This is a genomic window from Vibrio sp. NC2, from assembly GCF_025195005.1.
GTDB lineage: Bacteria > Pseudomonadota > Gammaproteobacteria > Enterobacterales > Vibrionaceae > Vibrio > Vibrio splendidus.
In genome coordinates, this window is record NZ_JANVFC010000022.1 from 26,894 (window position 1) to 41,733 (window position 14,840).

14 protein-coding genes are annotated in these 14,840 nt (G+C 44.1%); 5 read left to right on the forward strand and 9 right to left on the reverse strand.

Going from position 1 to position 14,840, the window contains the following annotated elements; genetic code table 11:
- Nucleotides 1–15 precede the first annotated feature (15 nt).
- Nucleotides 16–1,698 (forward strand): RluA family pseudouridine synthase, encoded by a 1,683-nt coding sequence (locus tag NX845_RS20065; RefSeq protein WP_108092111.1) that lies wholly within the window; start codon nucleotides 16–18, stop codon nucleotides 1,696–1,698.
- A gap of 266 nt (nucleotides 1,699–1,964) precedes the next feature.
- On the opposite strand, the gene NX845_RS20070 is transcribed toward NX845_RS20065, so the two are convergent.
- From NX845_RS20070 to NX845_RS20080, 3 genes are all read right to left on the reverse strand, one after another.
- A complete protein-coding gene (locus tag NX845_RS20070) occupies nucleotides 1,965–2,258 on the reverse strand; it encodes a YkgJ family cysteine cluster protein (RefSeq protein ID WP_017076090.1) in 294 nt (97 codons plus the stop codon).
- Between the two features lie 165 nt (nucleotides 2,259–2,423).
- On the reverse strand, nucleotides 2,424–3,608 hold the full coding sequence (locus NX845_RS20075) for a D-alanyl-D-alanine carboxypeptidase family protein (protein WP_102444199.1): 1,185 nt from the start codon (nucleotides 3,606–3,608) through the stop codon (nucleotides 2,424–2,426).
- A 178-nt stretch (nucleotides 3,609–3,786) separates the two neighbouring features.
- Nucleotides 3,787–4,377, reverse strand: a complete 591-nt coding sequence (locus NX845_RS20080; protein ID WP_017093719.1) for a DUF4136 domain-containing protein — start codon at nucleotides 4,375–4,377, stop codon at nucleotides 3,787–3,789.
- A 268-nt stretch (nucleotides 4,378–4,645) separates the two neighbouring features.
- Between NX845_RS20080 and NX845_RS20085 the strand changes: the two genes are divergently transcribed.
- On the forward strand, nucleotides 4,646–4,900 hold the full coding sequence (locus tag NX845_RS20085; RefSeq protein WP_010430226.1) for a YgjV family protein: 255 nt from the start codon (nucleotides 4,646–4,648) through the stop codon (nucleotides 4,898–4,900).
- A 134-nt stretch (nucleotides 4,901–5,034) separates the two neighbouring features.
- On the opposite strand, the gene NX845_RS20090 is transcribed toward NX845_RS20085, so the two are convergent.
- A complete protein-coding gene (locus NX845_RS20090) occupies nucleotides 5,035–6,498 on the reverse strand; it encodes a sensor domain-containing diguanylate cyclase (protein ID WP_065682780.1) in 1,464 nt (487 codons plus the stop codon).
- A gap of 295 nt (nucleotides 6,499–6,793) precedes the next feature.
- On the reverse strand, nucleotides 6,794–9,961 hold the full coding sequence (locus tag NX845_RS20095) for a chitinase C-terminal domain-containing protein (protein ID WP_065682781.1): 3,168 nt from the start codon (nucleotides 9,959–9,961) through the stop codon (nucleotides 6,794–6,796).
- 43 nt (nucleotides 9,962–10,004) lie between these two features.
- Between NX845_RS20095 and NX845_RS20100 the strand changes: the two genes are divergently transcribed.
- Nucleotides 10,005–10,412 carry a hypothetical protein gene (locus tag NX845_RS20100; RefSeq protein ID WP_065682782.1) on the forward strand — a complete coding sequence of 136 codons (408 nt, stop codon included), beginning with the start codon at nucleotides 10,005–10,007 and terminating at the stop codon, nucleotides 10,410–10,412.
- Nucleotides 10,412–11,998 (forward strand): BCCT family transporter, encoded by a 1,587-nt coding sequence (locus NX845_RS20105; RefSeq protein ID WP_004731433.1) that lies wholly within the window; start codon nucleotides 10,412–10,414, stop codon nucleotides 11,996–11,998. The genes NX845_RS20100 and NX845_RS20105 overlap by 1 nt, the downstream gene beginning before the upstream one ends.
- A gap of 120 nt (nucleotides 11,999–12,118) precedes the next feature.
- Here NX845_RS20105 and NX845_RS20110 read toward each other — a convergent pair whose 3' ends face one another.
- The gene (locus NX845_RS20110; RefSeq protein ID WP_065682783.1) at nucleotides 12,119–12,481 is read right to left on the reverse strand and encodes a RidA family protein; all 363 of its coding nucleotides are present in this window, start codon (nucleotides 12,479–12,481) and stop codon (nucleotides 12,119–12,121) included.
- 267 nt (nucleotides 12,482–12,748) lie between these two features.
- On the opposite strand from NX845_RS20110, the gene NX845_RS20115 reads away from it, so the two are divergent.
- Nucleotides 12,749–13,195, forward strand: a complete 447-nt coding sequence (locus NX845_RS20115) for a DUF417 family protein (RefSeq protein WP_065682784.1) — start codon at nucleotides 12,749–12,751, stop codon at nucleotides 13,193–13,195.
- Nucleotides 13,196–13,371: 176 nt separating this feature from the next.
- Here NX845_RS20115 and NX845_RS20120 read toward each other — a convergent pair whose 3' ends face one another.
- From NX845_RS20120 to NX845_RS20130, 3 genes are all read right to left on the reverse strand, one after another.
- On the reverse strand, nucleotides 13,372–13,656 hold the full coding sequence (locus tag NX845_RS20120; protein WP_065682785.1) for a YciI family protein: 285 nt from the start codon (nucleotides 13,654–13,656) through the stop codon (nucleotides 13,372–13,374).
- 44 nt (nucleotides 13,657–13,700) lie between these two features.
- On the reverse strand, nucleotides 13,701–14,219 hold the full coding sequence (locus NX845_RS20125; RefSeq protein WP_065682786.1) for a GNAT family N-acetyltransferase: 519 nt from the start codon (nucleotides 14,217–14,219) through the stop codon (nucleotides 13,701–13,703).
- Between the two features lie 70 nt (nucleotides 14,220–14,289).
- Nucleotides 14,290–14,754, reverse strand: coding sequence for an acyltransferase (locus NX845_RS20130; RefSeq protein WP_017081516.1), 465 nt, complete (start codon nucleotides 14,752–14,754; stop codon nucleotides 14,290–14,292).
- Nucleotides 14,755–14,840 lie beyond the last annotated feature (86 nt).

Genomic DNA, 14,840 nt, shown 5'->3' on the forward strand with positions numbered 1-14,840 from the left:
TAGAGTTTGATCTTCATGTCAGCAAACCTTGCTCAATACACACCACTGCACGCTTTAAACCAATCAGGGAACCAAGATTTATCGCTACCCACTCGGTTTACGTTTCCGTATTACTATACCCCGCACCCTACGTGTGAATTAGCTATGCTGCAGCTTCAACAGTCACTCATCGACTGTAGTGTGAATGAAACATCGCAAGGCAACCTCTATGCCGTGCTTCTTGTTCAGGATCCAATAACTCAAGAGCTAGGCTACCTTTCTGCATTTTCAGGTTTGCAGTTAGATCCGTCTTTGACCTCTCAGTTAAACAACATTAACTTTGTTCCACCAGCCTTCGATTCAGAACAGTTTCAATCTCACAATAGTGCAAACCTCGCTCGCCAATCACAACTAGCGGATGACATTAAGAAGCTACAACAATCGCACAACCTAGACATATTAGTGGCTGAGCTTGAAGAGTTGACAGTCGAATCAGCACAAGCTATCGAAGCCTTTCAGTTGGCGATGACCGTGAAAAAAGCTCAACGTAGCGAACTCAGAGAGCAAGCCAATCAAGAGAAAGCGTTGGGGAATCTAGAGTCAGCGGCGAATTTGCTCAAACAACTGGGCAATCAAAGTAGCCAAGAGAAACGCGACCTAAAAGCGCTTCGTATCGAATGGAAACAAAAGATCGCAGAACGCCAATCACAAGTTGATTTGATCGAAAGCGAACTGAAAAACCGTAAGCAAGACCATCAAGCCATTTCAGAACAGTTGGAAACTCAACGTCTCTCTCACTATCGCTTTATCAATCAAGCTCTCGAATCAAAGAGCCTACTTGAATTGTTAGATGGCAAAGACGCTCTTGAAGGCTCTGGCGACTGTTGCCTGCCCAAGCTGCTTAACTTTGCTTTTGAACACGGGTTTAAGCCATTAGCTTTGTCTGAGTTTTGGTGGGGATTACCTCCAACAGCTGTCATTCGCCAACACGGAAACCTCTACCCGGTTTGTCAGAGTAAAAGCTTTGAGATCCTCGACCACCAGCTAAACGGCATCGAGCTAGAAGATAACCCGCTTATCGTGAACCCTGCTTTAGGTAAGTCTTTTGATATTGTCTATGAAGACGACGAGATCGTGGTGGTGAATAAACCTGAGGAGTTCTTGTCGGTTCCTGGTAAGTTTATCGAAGACTCGGTTTATACACGCATTAAAGCGCGTTACCCGAATGCGACAGGGCCTTTAATCATCCATAGATTAGACATGTCGACGTCAGGCTTGTTGATCTTGGCGCTCACGGCGGAGTCAAACAAGCACATTCAGAAGCAATTCATTGATAGAACCGTCGAGAAACGATACACAGCTCTGTTAGATGGTGAGATCGACGGTAAATCTGGCGATATCAGCCTGCCTTTGCGCGGTGACATCACAGACAGACCAAGACAACTGGTTTGCCATGAACACGGCCGAAACGCAGACACCTATTGGGAAGCGATTGGTACCAGCAATGGTAAAACCAAGGTTCATCTGTATCCGAAAACAGGCCGTACCCATCAACTGCGTGTGCATTGTGCTCATCCATTAGGGCTTGGTGTACCGATTCGTGGTGACGACTTATACGGATACAAACGTGAGCGCTTGCACCTACATGCGGGTTACCTAAAGTTGATTCACCCAACAACCGGTGAATGGATGGAATTTGAAGTGCCTTCTGAGTTTTAAGCTGTTCTTATCGTGCTAAAACTATTAGCGCGATAAAACGATTACCGCGATGAAACTATTACCGCGCTAAAATTTATGTCCCATTAAAACTTTGTCTCGTTAAAGCTCTTATTTCACTTAAGTTATTGTTTCGTTGAGTTTTTATCTCGTTAAACAAATCAGGGTTCTAAATCTGCTTGAGATATAGAACCCTGAAGTTTAATTTTTTATGTGCTTATCACAGGCCGGTAGCGTACTTTCGTTATTAGCTTCAATGTTGCAGACGCCTAACCCATAACATCAGTGCGTTGTTCCACACACTCGTAAGAGCCCATTTCGAACTCACGGCAGATCCAAGGTCGGTTTTCGTAAATAGTACACATCAGTGTTTCTCTATCTACCGCAGAGCACCAACCGTCATCTAATCTCAGCATGGTTTCGCCGCCCCACTCGTCATAAGCAATATGCTCTTCAGGAACGCCGGTATCTGTGATGATCATAACCTCTAAACGACAACAGCATGCCTGACAATTGGCACAAGTTACTTCAGGTTCGGTTACGTTCTTTATCTCTATGGTCATAAGTGACTACACTGCTAAATTTTGCGTATAGTAATCGAAACCGTCCGCTACGGCTAATAAAGAAAGTAGATGACGGGTGTTTTCATGGATGTAGAAATAACAATGGGCGCTATGATTCACTCACAACACCCATTAATTTATTTTTTAGCTCGGTAAAGATTCTATTTAGAATAGGCTCGCGAAAAACAACTTAATGTAATCCATCAGACGTTTGAATATTCCACCTTGTTCAACAGCCTCTAGCGCAATCAATGGCTGAGTTTGCACATCTTCACCATCGACTGTGTAATGAACCACACCTAGTGTTTGACCTTCTGCAATCGGTGCCTTCAACTCAGAATCAAGCTCAATCGATGCCGTTAGCTTTTTACTGTCTGACTTAGGCAGTGTGATAAACGTGTCTTCTGCAACACCCAGCTTCAATGTATCTTTGGCTCCAAACCATACCTTCTCTTCAGCGACTTCATCTCCACCTTGATGTGGGTTTAGAGTATCGAAGAAGCGGAAGCCATAGCTTAATAGCTGTTTACTGTCTGACTCACGGCTCTTAACGCTTGATGCGCCCATAACAACCGCGATAAGTCTCATCTCACCTTGTGTCGCCGAACTCGCTAAACTGTAGCCAGCGCCTGAGGTATAGCCCGTTTTCATGCCATCAACCGTCAAGCTTCTATCACGCAGTAAGCCATTACGGTTATGCTGTGTGATACCGTTGTAACTGAACGAACGTTCGCTGTATAAGCCATAAACATCCGGTAAATCACGAATAATGGCACGACCGAGCAGCGCGATATCATAAGGAGTCGAATAAAGATCGTCAGCGTCTAAACCATGCGCGTTCGCAAAATGGGTGTTTTCTAGTTTCAGAGACGTAGCCCAAGAGTTCATAAGATCCACAAATGCATCTTGTGAGCCCGCAACGTGTTCCGCAATCGCAACACTCGCATCGTTACCTGATTGAATAATCAAGCCGCGGTAAAGGTCCATCATTGCTACATCGGTGTTCACTTCGATGAACATTTTTGAAGAGTCAGGGAAGTTCTTCGCCCACGCGTTCTCGCTGATTCGTACCTGATCGTCAGCCGAGATGTTGCCTCGCTGCATCTCTTGCCCAGCCACATAGCTAGTCATCAGTTTGGTCAAACTCGCTGGGTTTAACTTAGTGTGTGCGTTTTTTTCTACCAGCACATCACCAGAATTAAAATCAATTAACACATACCCTTTTGCGCCTAGGCTAGGTGGGCTTGGTACTATAGAAGGTGCTGCGATAGCTGCGTTACTTACCATCGCTGCGTTACTTACAATGAATATACTTAATAGAGGGAGAGAGTATTTGGAAAACAGTTTCATTGAATCAAACCTAAGTTAACGTTTTGAGCAGTATAGACAAATGCTAGCAAAAGAAGCGCGAACTTTACGTTGCTTTACGTATTTGTACCATTCGTTACAAATAAAAAAGTATAATCTGCGATCTGACCATATTTTCAACAACTAATATTGACTCAACGAATGCATCCAACGCCTAATTCTATCGCTCAGGCATGCGTCTAAATAACATTTCAACAAAGCCAGTAATACGCTGTTTGCTCTCGCTTGGCTCTAAATCAGGTTGAATGCCAGACTGTGCTAATGCTTGCCATTGTACGACCTGAGAGTTAGGTACGAAAAAAGCAATGTACAGCGATCCTTTCTCGGCGACCTTTCCGTCACCATCATAAAATGGCACCCCTGTTGAAAGCTTAATCGCATCGAAAATCGAGTCATCATTTAACTCTGATTCTTCGGCCAATCCAAAACCGACAACAACATCACCAACTGCACCATTTTGATTCAGTTGATAACCTTTCGTAGCGAGTTGATCTTCAATCGCATCACGCACTAGATCGGTTACTACGGTCTCATCGTATTTTTGAGAAAGGTAAACCTGTTCTGATTCAGGGTGCCAAGAGTACGTCGTTACTCCGTGTTTCATGAACTCAAAATCACCACTGGTGACCACACCATAATTGTGCGTTGGCGGCATTTCTTGTGTGGTACATGCTGTCAGTCCAATCGCTATCAAAGCCAATAACGCTGCTTTTTTTATGCTTTTTGTTGCACAAATGGATCGTTTTATCATTCGCGGCTTCCTTACCTATATAAGAATAAATATCAATTAACCTCCCAACATAAATAGTAATTATGTTAATAGAAAGGTCATTAAACGTTTGCGTAATCGCTAACCTTCACTTCTGCCCGTTTTGGGGGTTTAATCACAAAAACAGAGTTGGTATAGTCTACCTCGTTAAACATAACCAGACCATTCGAGGCACGGAGCTTCCTCAATCATCTCATGAAGAGAAGAATTGGTACCGACAAAGTATCGGCAAATTTAAGAGGGTCAAACAATGGAATTCAATATGGTTGAAATTTTAGGTTACGCGGCATCTATTATGGTCGCAATTTCATTAACAATGAAAGATATCGTTCGTCTGCGTGTCCTTAACTTTATTGGCTGTACTCTCTTTACAGCATACGGCGTTATGATTGACGCATGGCCAGTGGTCGCGACCAACGGTTTCATCGCTTGTGTAAACATCTACTTCCTTGCAAAAATGCAAAAGGAAAAAAAAACGGAAGCGATGAAAGCAGCGAAAGCTTAAATTAGCGATTCGCATTTCAAATAATTCTGAAAAAGCCCAAATAGAGCGATCTATTTGGGCTTTTTTGTGTCTGTCGTTCTCAAGAGCATGATTTCCAATCTTCCAACCTTGAAGATATCGATTCTTTCAACTGATCACATATAAGCAACGCGATATTCGTTCTTTTGATACGTCTGAGTGTTGTTACGTCCCCTCTCTTTTGCTTGATAAAGCGCTTTGTCAGCTTTATCGATCGCTGTTTCAATATCGGTGAGCGCTCGATCGTGACAACAGCCAGCACTGATTGTGACAGGTGACACCAAACCTTGCAGTTGCTCTACACTTCGTCTGAGTTCCTCGGACAATTCGAATAACTCACGCTCATCACAATCAAACGTCACCAAAATAAACTCTTCACCGCCATAGCGTGCAATCAAGCGACGACGATTAACAAATCTCTTCAGTGATTTTGCGACCTCACAAATAACCCTATCGCCTTGAGCATGACCATATTGATCGTTCACCCGTTTGAAATGGTCAATATCAAGCAAAACGACACCGACATTTGTTAGCGGATAAGGCGACCTTTGAGCAATTTTCAGCTTTAACTGCTCGATAAAACTCCGCCGGCTAGGAAGACCAGTGAGGTAATCAAGGCTCGCAACATCCAAGATTTTGAGATGACGATGCCGCAGGTAAAGCACCAACACGATGATAATGCTCAATAGGCTCACGACCAAAGCCATTAAACTAATGAACAGCAAACTATGATTTCTATTGAGCTCCTGCTCTAAAATACCGGCGGAAATGACCCAATTCAGATAGGGGTAAAACTTATAGAAGACGTTTTTGTTGGTCGTACCATTGTCACTGGAAATTGAATAGCTAAAGTGACCTTCTGGCTGGGTTGCGATTCGATCAATGAGCAGTTCGGACGAGTAGCCTATCAAGGCTTTCAATGACTTGTGTTCATAATCAGGATGAAGCACTAAATTACCCTGAAGATCAATAATGTACACATATCCGCTATCACCGAACGCGTACTTTCTCAGCTTATCTTTTAAGCCTTCAAGATCGACCAAATACATCAATTCTTCTTTATAGGTCGTCGCGACCAAAGTATTGCCACTCGGTAGCCTCATCGAATAGGCAACTTTTGCACGCCGACTTATCTCATGTGGATTAGCGTGAAAGTATTCGATCATACCAGAGTCGATACTGAGCTGTTTTTGGATATGAGTAAGATGCCCGCGCTTCTTTCCTTGCAAGAAAGGATGGTAGAGGTGAACGCCTTGCGGTGACATCAAATAGATATAACCTGATTGTCCAATGTGCAATTCATTGGCGATCTGGCTTACCTGTTCAATTTCCTGTTCCGGTGTGGCATGCCATACATGGGACGCAACGGTATCGGTAATTCCTTTGAGATATGTCTTTATCGCCTCATTAACTGTTGTGTCGACAATATCGTAACTCGCATTCACAATCGTTCGAAAAAATAGCTGGTTGGATTCCAACAGTGACCTTTCAGTTCGGTTAAATTGAAAGGCCGAAAGAATCATCGACACAATGGCGAGCGCAATGGAAAAACTAAGAATGTATTTACGTCTGACTTTCAAGATTACCCCATAGATTTATAATTTTAGGTAACGCTGTGACTTCTCTTATATACAGACTGTTTTATATCATGGTTTTATTTTTTACTGAACGAGTGTCGATATTTTTAAGGGTTTCTATACGCAATCTGTGACTTAAAGCAAAAACACCGAACTGGATTCAGTTCGGCGTTTTAATTTTACGTTGAAGTTGATGACTTAAATTACACTAAAACCCTGATAAATAGACGTAAAAGCATTCGTATTTACTGGCTATTACTGCGATCTATTGTCTATAAATGGATTAGTTAGCATTAAATTAAGAACAAACCTGAGTCCAGCTACCATCACTACCCGGCTCAGAACTTGTCCACCAGTTCGCTTGGTAAATACTACCGTTATGAACCACTTGGTCGCCAGTGTTTGCATGGCTTGGGTTACCCGCCCAATCTTTCTGAGGTAAGTCTGGGTAAACCGCTAAACCGGATGTATCACATGTACCTGGGTTGGTGCCACCATCGCCAGCGTTACCGCCACCTGAACTGATATCACCTAATGGTAGGTCTGGTTGCTCAAAGCTAAAGGCATAATCGACTCCGTTCACGCTCACTGAATAGTTAGCAGGGCCCGAGATTGGCAGGTAATACACCATATCTAGCTCATACACACCACCAGCTGGAAGCTCTTCCCATGTAGGCAAAGTAAACGCCACTCGGTGCATGGTGCCATCTAATCCACCAATGTTATCCGCACGAGTATGACCCGAAGCAATCACAGTTAAACCACCACCCGATTGATCTTTTGCGTTATCAGGTGCTGACACTGGGATATCGAACTGGAACTCGGTACCGCCCGGAAGTGCTTGACCTGTGTTGTTTGTAAACGTGATCTTAGGGTTAATTGGGTAGTTTTGGTCACCGACTTTGAAGCCACCAACCGATACCGTAATATCTAGAGCTTCTGTCGGGATAGCGCCCGTTGCTACCTTGTTTCCGTATGGGGTCGCAGACTTAAACTTGTCGTAAATAGCTTTCGTCATGGTGTTACCCATGTGGAACTCACCGTTACCGCTGTTACACGCTTGTTCTGTCGTATCGATAGACGTTCGGTTGCCACTTGCATCGAGTACATAACAGTTGTAATCCCCTGCTAGTTCCCAGAACATGATACCGCCGATCTCTTTGTCGATAACGTAGTCTGCTTTCACGTTGATAGAATCTTTATCTTCCGTTGAAAGGAATACGCCCTTCTCTGCGTTCCACAACCAAGGAGCAACCGCCACGCTGTCGTAGTTACGCGTGTAAGTGCCTGTTAGAACATCAGATGGATCATTCACAGGATCAAGCTTGTAAGCCTCTGCATAAGAACCCCAAATGCCTTTCTCTAGGTTCTTCGCGTGCCACATTGGGTTAGAGCCCGCGCCCATTTCGTTGCCTTTTGGATCGGTATCGTGCCACATGTTGTCGATACCAATTGCACCATGGCCACAGTTATTCTTTTCACCTTCACCGGTACCTGCTGAACATTCAGCTTGGTTTGGAAGAGCAGCTCGGCCCCAAAGACCATTTTCGCCTCCGGTTACACCTTGCCAACCACGAGTGTAGTAAGGCACACCGATATTAATACGACCTGCTGGCATAGAACCACGGAAGTAATGGTAAGCCCAATCCGTGTTCAGATAACCGATACCACCGTAAGCCGCAGTGCCGTAAACGTTCCACTGTGCTAACTCTGAATCTTTACCCGTATCAAACAAGGCTGCGTTATGACCTACGTGATCGTTCCACGCACCGTGAAGGTCGTAAGACATGATGTTTACGTAATCGAGGTACTTAGTCACATCGAACGTTTCCATACCGCGCAACAGGTAACCAGAAGAAGGCGCCGCGATCGTTAACATGTAATGATTACCATCTTGCGCAGACGCCGCATCAAGCTTCTCACGTAGCACTTTCATCAAGACTTGGTACGAAGCCCACAGGTATTGACGACGCGGCTCCATGAAGTCTTTGTCGTACGGATTACCGGCACCCGCCATAGAAGTTGGGTATTCGTAATCGATATCTAGACCATCGAACTGGTACTTACGAAGCATTTCAACCGCTGAAGTGGCGAATGTTTCGATACCTTGATGGTTAATAGAACCGTCGGCGTTGGTCGTCATGGTGTAGAAACCACCATCAGCTACTCGGCTACCGTCAGTGGCGAAGTGACCACCCGTTTCCGCCCAGCCACCGATTGAGATTAAAGTCTTAACATCGTGTTTTTTCTTAGCGGTCGCTAATGCACCGAAGTGACCTTTGAAGCCTAAGGTAGGATCAACTTCAACACCCGGCCACTCTTTACCAACCGCTGCGTTATTCGGATCGTTCACATCACCCACGTTTACTTTGCCATCTGAGCCAATGCTCACGAAAGCGTAGTTAATGTGTGTAAGTTGTTCCCAAGGAATATCATTGACTAAGTATGCGGCTTGCGGGTCGTCCCCTGCACGCCAGCTGGTGAAGTAACCAATGACACGACGTGGGTGATCCGCGCCCATTTTCTCACGGCCTTCATCATCGTAAATAGTACAGTAAGGTACATCGACACCTTGAGTTTGATACAAGCCATCAGGACGGCATGTGCTTACTGTTGGCGCGCCATTCACCGTCAAAGAAGCCAGCGCTGAATCTGTCGTTGCGCCTTGGTTGTCGGTAGCTTTCGCGTAAACCGCTAAAGAACCCGCTTGAGTAGTTGTGTAATCAAGCGTGTAAGGGGTAGTTGCAGCAGTGCCAATAAGAGCGCCTGCCACATAGAAATCTACTTTATCAACAGTGCCATCGCTGTCTGCTGCTGTTGCGGTAAGCGTTACTACACCACCAACATCGACCGAAGCTGCTGAAAGCGCAACCGAAACTGTCGGTGCTTCATTTCCTGGCAGAGCTGAATCAACAACCACTGAAACTTCACTAGCAAGGCTTGCCGCACCTTCGTTATCTGTCGCGACAACAGAAACCTGATGGTTACCCGACGTTGCAGCCCACGTTGCTTCAAATGGTGCCGCTGTCACAACCGCGACCGAAGAACCATCAACAAAGAATTCTACGGAAGCAACACTACCATCAGCGTCCAGTGCTGTTGCGTTTAATACGACATTGTCGCCTTCAACAATCACATCTGATGCTGTAGGCGTTGTTAATGAAGCCGTTGGTGCTTCGTTTGGTGTACCACCACCGCCATTACCACTACACACATCGACTTTCTTCCATTGTGCGTAATCGCCTTCAAATTGGCTTGGGTTGTTATTTTGATTCCAGTAGTTTGCTGAGTACGCGCTGCCGTCATGTGAAACCTGATCACCACCGGTATATACAGTGGCAGAGTCCCACGTTTCTAACGTTGAGCAATCCACAGCCGCATAGCTATTGAACGCCATTAAGCATGACGCGGTGAGAGTACTGAGTGTAAAAACCTTCTTGGCCACTCTTCCTTGGTTTAGGTGCATGTTAGCTATCCCTTAAGTTGTTGTTTCAAGATGTTTAATTTAAATGGGACTTTACTTACCACTTAAATCTCTTCGCAAAACAACTGTAGGTAACAACGCAAATTTAACACCTAAAATATTCTCTATTTATAAAATGACTCGCATTAATTTGTTTATAGCATGCAATGAGTCGACACTTATTTTGCACCAACAACTAATATTAATTTATTTCGGAAAGCTAAAAAATAATGTCTCAAAAATCAGAAATGTGACTCAGCGTTTGGAAAAAATTCGTATCAAAACTAACCAAAAAGTAGAGATTTACAGTCGATTTGGCTTTCTTTTTGGAATTCGCCCACCTTTTGATAACAAATGTGTTAGTATCTGCGGCTTTTTTGACGAACCTCACACTTCTATGCAAGTGTGGGAGAAATACATAGGCTTGAAAGAGCCAAATATAGCGAAGAAATAATGTCCAACTTGACGCAAGTCGCCAACGAAAACATCAACGCAGAAGCTACTTCTATCGATTTCAATAAAGCTCAATCTTTGGGTGAAAAACTGGAACTCGGAAACCCAGTATTTTGGCTTAGTGGGAGTTTTTTAACCCTCTTTGTCGTCCTTGCTTTCACCAACACCTCTGTGTTGTCCGAACTTGTAAACATCGGCTTTAGTTACTCAACTAAGTGGTTCGGTGCTTTCTGGCAAGTCCTACTACTACTCAATTTCATTATCGGCTTAGTGCTTGCACTAGGACGCACAGGCCACGTTCGTTTAGGAACGCTTGCTCTCCCTGAAATGACCACCTTTAAATGGATGTCTATCGTCCTCTGTACGCTGCTAGCCGGCGGTGGTGTGTTCTGGGCAGCCGCAGAGCCTATTGCTCACTTTGTTTCAGCTCCGCCACTTTATGGCAACGCTGATCCTCAAGCGATGGCGTTCAACGCCCTATCACAATCTTTCATGCACTGGGGCTTCCTTGCATGGGCAATCTTAGGTGGTTTGTCTTCCATCGTATTAATGCACCTGCATTACGACAAAGGTCTTCCTCTTAAGCCACGCACGCTGCTTTACCCAGTACTTGGCGATAAAGCAATCAACAGCTGGATTGGTAACGTAGTCGACGCGTGCAGCATCGTCGCTGTAGCCGCAGGTACTATTGGCCCTATCGGTTTCCTTGGACTGCAAATCAGCTACGCGTTGAGCGAACTGTTTGGTATTTCCGACAGCTTTGCAACTCAAAGTGTGGTTATCGTTTTCGCTATCGCAATGTACACACTGTCTGCATTGAGTGGCGTGAATAAAGGTATCCAACTGGTTAGCCGTTACAACATCATCTTATCAGTGTGCCTAATCGGCTACATTCTGTTAGTCGGCCCAACGAGCTTCATCATTGATGGCTACCTACAAGGTATGGGCGAAATGGTGGATAACTTCATCCCAATGGCACTGTACCGCCAAGATACAGCGTGGCTAGGTGGCTGGACGGTATTCTTCTGGGGTTGGTTCTTAGGCTATGGTCCGATGATGGCGATCTTTATTGCTCGTATCTCACGTGGCCGTACGATTCGCCAAATGATCGTTTCTATCAGCATCGTTGCACCGCTAGTAACATGTTTTTGGTTCAGCATCGTTGGTGGTAGTGGTCTAGCGTTTGAATTAGAGAACCCAGGCGTAATTTCTAGCGCGTTCGAAGGCTTTAACCTTCCTGCTGTGCTACTGGCAATTACCGCTCAACTGCCGTTCCCTACTTTGATTGCGATTCTGTTCCTTATCCTGACGACCACGTTCATCGTGACAACAGGTGACTCGATGACTTACACCATCAGTGTGGTAATGACAGGCACTACAGAGCCAAACGCAGCCGTACGTACCTTCTGGGGTATCATCATGGGTGCAGTAGCCATTGCTCTTATCTCAATGGGTTCTGGCGGCATCTCCGCTCTACAGTCATTCATTGTAATCACTGCGGTTCCTGTATCGTTCATCTTGTTGCCGTGTCTATGGCACGCACCGAAAATCGCGAAGCAGATGGCCAGAGATCAAGGTCTCGCTTAATGCCTGACCCGATTTAGTTTCGGGTAGCGTATAAAATTAAAAAGCCACTCAAGTGATTTACCTGAGTGGCTTTGTTGTATTTATAACGTTCTATAAGGTTGTTGGTACCAGTATCTTCAATTACTGGAATTTTTCACCCGCAGCAACCATAAACGACATCTCAACCAATAGATCAGGGTTAACAAGTTCTGCTTTCACACATGCACGGCTTGGCGCACAGCCTTCAGGGAACCACGCTTCCCACACTTCATTCAGTGCATCAAAGTTTGCGAAATCTGTTAGATAAATCGTCACCGACAATACGCGAGATTTGTCACTATCTACCAAAGTCATCATTTCTTCAGCTTGATCAAAAATTTGCTGAACCTGACTCTTAATTCCTGCAGATGTATCCGTCTCTGGTACCTCAACAAAACTTGCGATGCCATTAAATACAGTTACATCTGACCAACGTTTGGTCGGGTTAATTCTATGGATTTTCACGAGCGATTCTCTTCTTATAATTAGGGATTTACGTCAACGTAATCTAATCCAAATCGTGAATATTGAAAACAAAAATTGGAAGGCTCGCTGTACCTTTTGAACAGCACTATCGCCTACACATTGCTTCGGTTCTCAACATCACCAGTATTTAAGTTCATATCGAGACAATAAGTCTCTAGATAAATATATTAATTATTGTTCTCAATGCGAAATTTAATCTGAGCTCCTGCGGTCATATTCAGGGATTTTATTAAATGGAGTACTTTTATGCATGTTCAAACCTATGATTTAAAACAGAGTAATGTCGGATACAACCTAGGCGTGATTGGCGTAGCATTAGTGTTAGCTTGGATTGGTATTTACAAATTTACACCAACTGAAGCGATGCTTATAGAACCCCTAATCGCAAACCACCCAGCAATGAACTGGCTTTACAATCTGTTCTCAGTACAAGCCGTGTCTAACATGGTGGGTGGCGCGGAGATCATTGTCGCGATTGGACTGATCGTTGGATTTAAGAAACCAACAATTGCTTTCTATTCAGGCATTGCTGCAGCGGCCATCTTTGTTGTGACACTCAGCTTCCTAATTACAACGCCAAATGCTTGGAAAGTATCGGATGGCATCTTAGTCACTAACTTCTTCCTAGTGAAAGACATCCTATTTTTAGCGATCGCCATTAGCGTAATCGAACATAACAAACCTCAGAAGTAACCGTAAATCTATAAGTGGCCGAAACTAGAAGTAACCTTAAACCTGAAAATAAAAAGGCTCGAAGCTGGCTAGAAGGACGCTGCCAGCTTCTAATGTATAAGGCGATAATCTAGATAATAAAGTTTAATTAAAATAACAAGTTAAGATACTAATTAACTTCGTAGAGTAAATGTAACCTATAACAAAAACTCGAACTCTTGAGACGCCTTGGTCGGCAATATCTCGATGACTTCATACTTAGCGATATTCTCTCGTAGAAAGGGATCCTCGGTCAAAATCATGTCTAACTGTTCCCTGTTACTAAGCGTGGATAAAATAACACCACCAGTTCGAGGGTTCTTACGACCCGACAACTGAAAGTGCCCGAGTTCATACTGCTTGTTTAAAAACTCAACATGTTCTGGAATGAAGCGATCTACTTCTTCCAAAGGCACTTGGTATTCAAGAGAAACAATAAACATAATCTTTCCTTACTATAAGAGGAGTTAACATTGAAAGTATTCAGTTACACAGATAACGCTTTGCGATAATAATGAGCATCTTGAGCCTTCCCTTTGAACACGGCGTAACTTTCAACGCGTTCAACTAAATCAAATCCTGTATTGGATAATATTTTATTTGAGCCGACATTACCCACTAACGCATAGGCATCAACATATTTAAGGGATGAGTGCTCGGCCAAGTAGATAAATAACTTCCTCACCGCGTTAGACGCAATACCCTTAGAACCAAATGCGTGACCTACTCGATAACCTAGTTCTCCACTTCCAGCGTTCTGGTCAATATCACGAACATTGATTCGCCCACAAATAGTGCCATTAGCGTCTTTGATCAACATAGGAATCATCTCGCCATTGTCATACTCTGTTAGAAAGCTTGTCACTTGCTCGACAACACCCGTATTAGAATAGAAACGGTCTTCCCGAGCTGGGACAAATTGCTCAAACCACTCTCTATTTTCAACTTCAAACTCCAATAAAGCACTGGCATCGCTTGGGTGAAGTAAGTGTAAAAATACATCCATAATCAATACTCTGTCGCTTATCTAAAAAGCCGCACCTTATGATTCATACAGCTCAGCTTGTCTTATGAATCTAAGGTAAGTCTCTTAACTTCTTAGCAGGGTTGCCAGCATAGATACCTTTCTCGGTGATGTCTTTTGTCACCACACTGCCCGCACCGATTACCACTCCTTCACAAACACTGACAGACAACATTGTCGCATTAGAACCGATGGTAACGTTATTTGCGATAACGGTCCGTCCCCAACTGTCTGGGTTTGGATCTGGTTTGCCATCTTTGAACAAGTCATTGGCAAACATCACCCCGTGCCCAACAAAGCAGTCACTTCCGATAGTCACATACTCGCAAATAAAGGTGTGAGATTGAATCTTACTCCTCTCGCCTATCACGGAGTTCTTTTGAATCTCGACAAAAGGGCCAACGAACACATCATCTTGAAGCTCACAACCATACACATTAGATGGCTCGATGATAGTGACATTCTTGCCACAGGTAATGTCAGTAATCTGTACCTTTAACACTCTTGGACTTGCCATACTTCCTCTCGACATTAGCGTAACAATTCAACATAAACGATTGTGCCGTAGCCATTTAAGCACAAGCAAGTTGGAGTAGAGAGAGT

Bases quoted from the DNA above. Each gene is read 5' to 3' on its own strand.
- NX845_RS20065 (WP_108092111.1), top strand. From the start codon at position 16: ATGTCAGCAAACCTTGCTCAATACACACCACTGCACGCTTTAAACCAA.
- NX845_RS20070 (WP_017076090.1), bottom strand. From the start codon at position 2,258: ATGACCATAGAGATAAAGAACGTAACCGAACCTGAAGTAACTTGTGCC.
- NX845_RS20075 (WP_102444199.1), bottom strand. From the start codon at position 3,608: ATGAAACTGTTTTCCAAATACTCTCTCCCTCTATTAAGTATATTCATT.
- NX845_RS20080 (WP_017093719.1), bottom strand. From the start codon at position 4,377: ATGATAAAACGATCCATTTGTGCAACAAAAAGCATAAAAAAAGCAGCG.
- NX845_RS20085 (WP_010430226.1), top strand. From the start codon at position 4,646: ATGGAATTCAATATGGTTGAAATTTTAGGTTACGCGGCATCTATTATG.
- NX845_RS20095 (WP_065682781.1), bottom strand. From the start codon at position 9,961: ATGCACCTAAACCAAGGAAGAGTGGCCAAGAAGGTTTTTACACTCAGT.
- NX845_RS20100 (WP_065682782.1), top strand. From the start codon at position 10,005: ATGGGACTTTACTTACCACTTAAATCTCTTCGCAAAACAACTGTAGGT.
- NX845_RS20105 (WP_004731433.1), top strand. From the start codon at position 10,412: ATGTCCAACTTGACGCAAGTCGCCAACGAAAACATCAACGCAGAAGCT.
- NX845_RS20115 (WP_065682784.1), top strand. From the start codon at position 12,749: ATGCATGTTCAAACCTATGATTTAAAACAGAGTAATGTCGGATACAAC.
- NX845_RS20120 (WP_065682785.1), bottom strand. From the start codon at position 13,656: ATGTTTATTGTTTCTCTTGAATACCAAGTGCCTTTGGAAGAAGTAGAT.
- NX845_RS20125 (WP_065682786.1), bottom strand. From the start codon at position 14,219: ATGGATGTATTTTTACACTTACTTCACCCAAGCGATGCCAGTGCTTTA.
- NX845_RS20130 (WP_017081516.1), bottom strand. From the start codon at position 14,754: ATGGCAAGTCCAAGAGTGTTAAAGGTACAGATTACTGACATTACCTGT.